Annotated in this window: 2 protein-coding genes and 2 pseudogenes; 2 read left to right on the forward strand and 2 right to left on the reverse strand. The window is 71.6% G+C overall.

Features of this window, described 5'->3' with window-relative positions; all coding sequences use genetic code 11:
• Both JHN63_RS48830 and JHN63_RS48835 read left to right on the forward strand, forming a co-directional pair.
• Positions 1-267, forward strand: a pseudogene (locus JHN63_RS48830) (shikimate dehydrogenase); the annotation flags it as partial.
• A 44-nt stretch (positions 268-311) separates the two neighbouring features.
• A complete protein-coding gene (locus JHN63_RS48835; RefSeq protein ID WP_200691585.1) occupies positions 312-2,147 on the forward strand; it encodes a bifunctional sugar phosphate isomerase/epimerase/4-hydroxyphenylpyruvate dioxygenase family protein in 1,836 nt (611 codons plus the stop codon).
• Here JHN63_RS48835 and JHN63_RS48840 read toward each other — a convergent pair.
• Positions 2,134-3,597, reverse strand: coding sequence for a membrane-associated oxidoreductase (locus JHN63_RS48840; RefSeq protein ID WP_234478850.1), 1,464 nt, complete (start codon positions 3,595-3,597; stop codon positions 2,134-2,136). The genes JHN63_RS48835 and JHN63_RS48840 overlap by 14 nt on opposite strands.
• Positions 3,598-3,753: 156 nt before the next feature.
• Positions 3,754-3,894: pseudogene (locus JHN63_RS53640) on the reverse strand (phosphoglycerate mutase family protein); the annotation flags it as partial.
• Between the last annotated feature and the right edge of the window lie 47 nt (positions 3,895-3,941).

The following is a 3,941-nucleotide window of genomic DNA, read 5'->3' on the forward strand; positions in this document are numbered from 1 at the left end:
ACCGGAATGGCCGCCCACCCCGGACTGCCCTTCCCCGCCCGCCTGTTGGACTCCTCGCTGTGGGTCGCCGAGGTGGTCTACCGCCCCCTGGAGACCCAACTGCTCAGCCTGGCCCGCGCGTTAGGCTGCGCCACCCTCGACGGCGGCGGCATGGCGGTCTTCCAGGCAGCCGACGCCTTCCGCCTGTTCACCGGCCGCGAGCCGGACACCACGCGGATGCTGACCGACATCGCGGAACTGGCCGGTGCGGTGCCCACGCCGAAATAGCCCTGTAACCGGCCCCGCCCGCCCCGAAATCGAGAGGTACCCCGATGCGTACATCCATCGCCACCGTCTCCCTCAGCGGCTCCCTCACCGAGAAGCTCGCTGCTGCCTCCCGGGCCGGGTTCGACGGTGTGGAGATCTTCGAGAACGACCTCCTTGCCAGCCCCCTCGGCCCGGAGGAGATCCGCGCCCGGTGCGAAGATCTCGGGCTGTCGATCGACCTCTATCAACCCATGCGGGACATCGAGGCGGTCCCCGAGGCGGAGTTCGTCCACAATCTGCGCCGTGCCCGGCGCAAGTTCGAGTTGATGCGCAGGCTCGGTACCGACACCGTGCTCGTCTGCTCAAGCGTCTCGCCGCTCGCCGAGGACGACGACGCCCTCGCTGCGGACCAGCTCGGCCAACTCGCTGATCTCGCGCAGGAGTTCGGGGTCCGGGTCGCCTACGAGGCGCTCGCCTGGGGGCGGCACGTCAGTACGTACGACCATGCGTGGCGCATCGTCGAGGCGGCCGGTCACCCCGCGCTCGGCACCTGCCTGGACAGCTTCCACATCCTCTCCCGGGGTTCCGATCCCAAGGGCATCGAGGACATCCCCGGTGAGAAGATCTTCTTCCTCCAGCTCGCCGACGCCCCGCTGCTCGCGATGGACGTCCTGCAGTGGAGCCGCCACTACCGCTGCTTCCCCGGCCAGGGCGGCTTCGACGTCGCCGGACTCGTCCGGCACGTCCTGAGCGCCGGCTACGACGGCCCGCTCTCGCTGGAGGTCTTCAACGACGTGTTCCGGCAGGCGGAAGCGGGCCCGACCGCGGTCGACGCCCACCGCTCGCTGCTCGTCCTCCAGGAGACGGTCGGTCTCTCGCGGCTCCCCGCCCCCGTCGTCCCCACGGGCATCGCCTTCGCCGAACTCGTCACGCCCGACGCCGAACCCGTCTCCGCCCTGCTCGGCGCCCTCGGCTTTGCCCGCACCGCCCGCCACCGCAGCAAGCCGGTCGACCTGTGGCAGCAGGGCGAGGCCCGCATCCTGGTCAACACCGGCCCCGCCGTACGACGGGACGGCACCGCGCTCGCGGCGATCGGACTGGAATCCCCCGACCCCCAGGGTGCGGCCCGCCGCGCCGAGGCCCTCCTCGCGCCCGTCCTGCCACGCCGCCGCGCACCCGAGGACGCCCCGCTCGAAGCGGTCGCCGCACCGGACGGCACGGAACTCTTCTTCTGCGCCCCGACCGCCCCGACCGCCCCGACCGCTACGACCGTCACGACCGCCCCCGAACTCCCCGGCTGGCGCGCCGACTTCACCGACACCACCGCTCAACCGCCCCCGGGCACAGGCGTCCACCGCATCGACCACCTCGCCCTCACCCAGCCCTGGCACCACTTCGACGAGGCAACTCTCTTCCACCGCACCGTCCTTGGACTCGACGCCCAGGAGAGCGTCGACGTCGCCGACCCCTACGGCCTGCTCCGCAGCCGCGCCGTCACCACCCCCGACGGCAGCGTCCGTATCGCCCTGAGCGTCGGCGCGGCCCCGACCGAGGACGACACCCACGCCCAGCACATCGCCCTCGCCGCAAGGGACTTGGTCGCGGCGGCCCGCACCTTCCAGGAACGGGGCGGCCGGTTGCTGCGGATGCCCGCGAACTACTACGACGACCTCGCGGCCCGATTCGACCTCACCGAGGGCGAGTTGGAGACGTACCAGAGCCTCGGCATCCTCTACGACCGGGACGCCGGCGGCGAGTTCCGGCACTGCTACACCCGTACCGTCGGGCGGGTCTTCTTCGAACTCGTCCAGCGCGACGGCGACTACCGCGGCTACGGCGCCCAGAACGCGCCGGTGCGGCTGGCCGCCCAGCGCGCCGCGAAGCTCCTCACTGGCGGCTGACGGTCCTGGTCACACCGGTGACGACCGTCGTGGCCAGGATCCAGCCGGTGATGATCAGGGCGTAGGCGAGGTACTGGTACCAGCCGGCCGGCGCGAACGCCTCCTCCTGGCCGAAGGAGATCACCGGCAGCAGCAGGTCGAGCGTGTAGAACACCGGGTTGAAGTGCGGTGCCTCGGACGGCTTGAGGGCGTGCGGGTGATGCAGGCCGTACGCGACGGAGCCGATCGCCAGCAGCGACAGCAGCCAGCCGCAGGCGCGCAGCGGGCGGAAGCCGTAGCCGACGGTGGCGTCCTGGACGTAGCCCCAGACACGGGCGTACCGCGGGAGGGTGCCGCGCAGGCGGCGCTGTTTGGCGAGTTGGACGCGGCGGGCGGCGAAGTCGTCACCGGTGCGGCGGTAGGCACCGGCCAACTGCTCGTAGGCGTGCGGAACATAGCCGTCGCCGTCCTGCTCCAGCATGGTCAGGCGGCGCTCGGCCGGCTCGTGGGGGATGAGCGAGGTGTAGACGAGGCTGGTGAGGTACACCTGGCCCGGCACCACCTGCGGCTCCAGCAGCAGCACGTCGATCTGCGCACTGCGCAGCACCACACCCCCCTCGACGGGCGGACTCTCCCGCAGCCAGAGCTCCCCGATGGTGGCGCTGCTCGCCAGCAGCGCGGAGCTGCCCGGGTTCGACAGGGTGCTGTACGACAGGTCGAGGCGGCCCGCGATCCGGGCGCCGCGCAGCCCGACCCAGCCCTCGACCCGGGCCTGCCGGAGCAGGATGTTGCCCTCCACGACGAGTACTTCGGCGTCGATGGCGGAGCCCCCGGGGTTGGACAGGTGCGTCGTGTTGAAGTTGACCGACCCGGCGACACTCGCGCCGCTGAGCCGTATCTGACCGTGGGTGCGCAGCCCGGCTGCCCGCAGGTCGTCGCCGATGGCGGCCTGGTTGAGCTGGAGCACCGGCTCCTCCGCGTCCGGCGCGATGATCTCCGAGCTCTCCATGAACAGGCTGCCGGCGATCTTCGCCCCGGCGAGCCGCACCACTCCCCGGAACCGGGACCGTGTCATCCGCAGCACGCCGTCCACCCGCATCGCATGGGCGGTCAGCCCGGGCAGCACGGACTCGCTGAGGTTGAGCTCGCGCAGGCGGGAGGCGTAGAAGCGGGGTACCTCGTCGAAGTAGCAGTTCCGCAGCCGGACGGGGTGGTCGATCGTCGCGTACTGCAGATCGAGCATGCCGACGACCCGGGCGCCCGCCACACTCAGGGACGCTATCTCCCCCGCTTCCTGGGGCCCGTTGAGCACCAGCGCCCGCAACACCTCGGCGCGGACGATCCGTTCGGGCCCCCAGTCGCCGCCGAGGGCGATGTCCTCGTCCGGTGCCGTACGGAAGTCCACGGAATCGCCCAACGGGAAGGCCCGCCAGACCTCTTGCTCGGCCTGTGTCAGATCGTTGATCTCCATCAAGCGGGACTCTAGCCGCGCACCGGCCGCGCGCCCAGAGGACGACCGCGGCCCGGACCGCACGTGCAGATCGGGGTCGGGTACGGCCCCGGTGATGCCCGCGAGTTCGGCGGTGCGTATCGCGCGGTCGAGCGGGCTGCTCAGGGCGAGTGCGAAGGTCCGGCCCGCCAGGAGCGGGGCGAGGGACTTGGCCTGTTCCTCGCCGTGCCGGGTGAGGGGCAGGTCGGTCCAGCTGGTGTGCTGGCCCGACACGCTCCACTCCGTCTCGCCGTGGCGGACCAGCAGAAGATCCCCCACGGCGCGCCTACTTGGTCTCGACGGCGTGGCCGCCGAACTGGTTGCGC

The organism is Streptomyces sp. MBT65 (genome assembly GCF_016612545.1).
In the GTDB taxonomy this organism is placed as follows: Bacteria; Actinomycetota; Actinomycetes; order Streptomycetales; family Streptomycetaceae; genus Streptomyces.

What these genes read in the sequence shown, in the direction of transcription:
- JHN63_RS48835 (WP_200691585.1), top strand. Translation starts at nt 312, where the DNA reads ATGCGTACATCCATCGCCACCGTCTCCCTCAGCGGCTCCCTCACCGAG.
- JHN63_RS48840 (WP_234478850.1), bottom strand. Translation starts at nt 3,597, where the DNA reads ATGGAGATCAACGATCTGACACAGGCCGAGCAAGAGGTCTGGCGGGCC.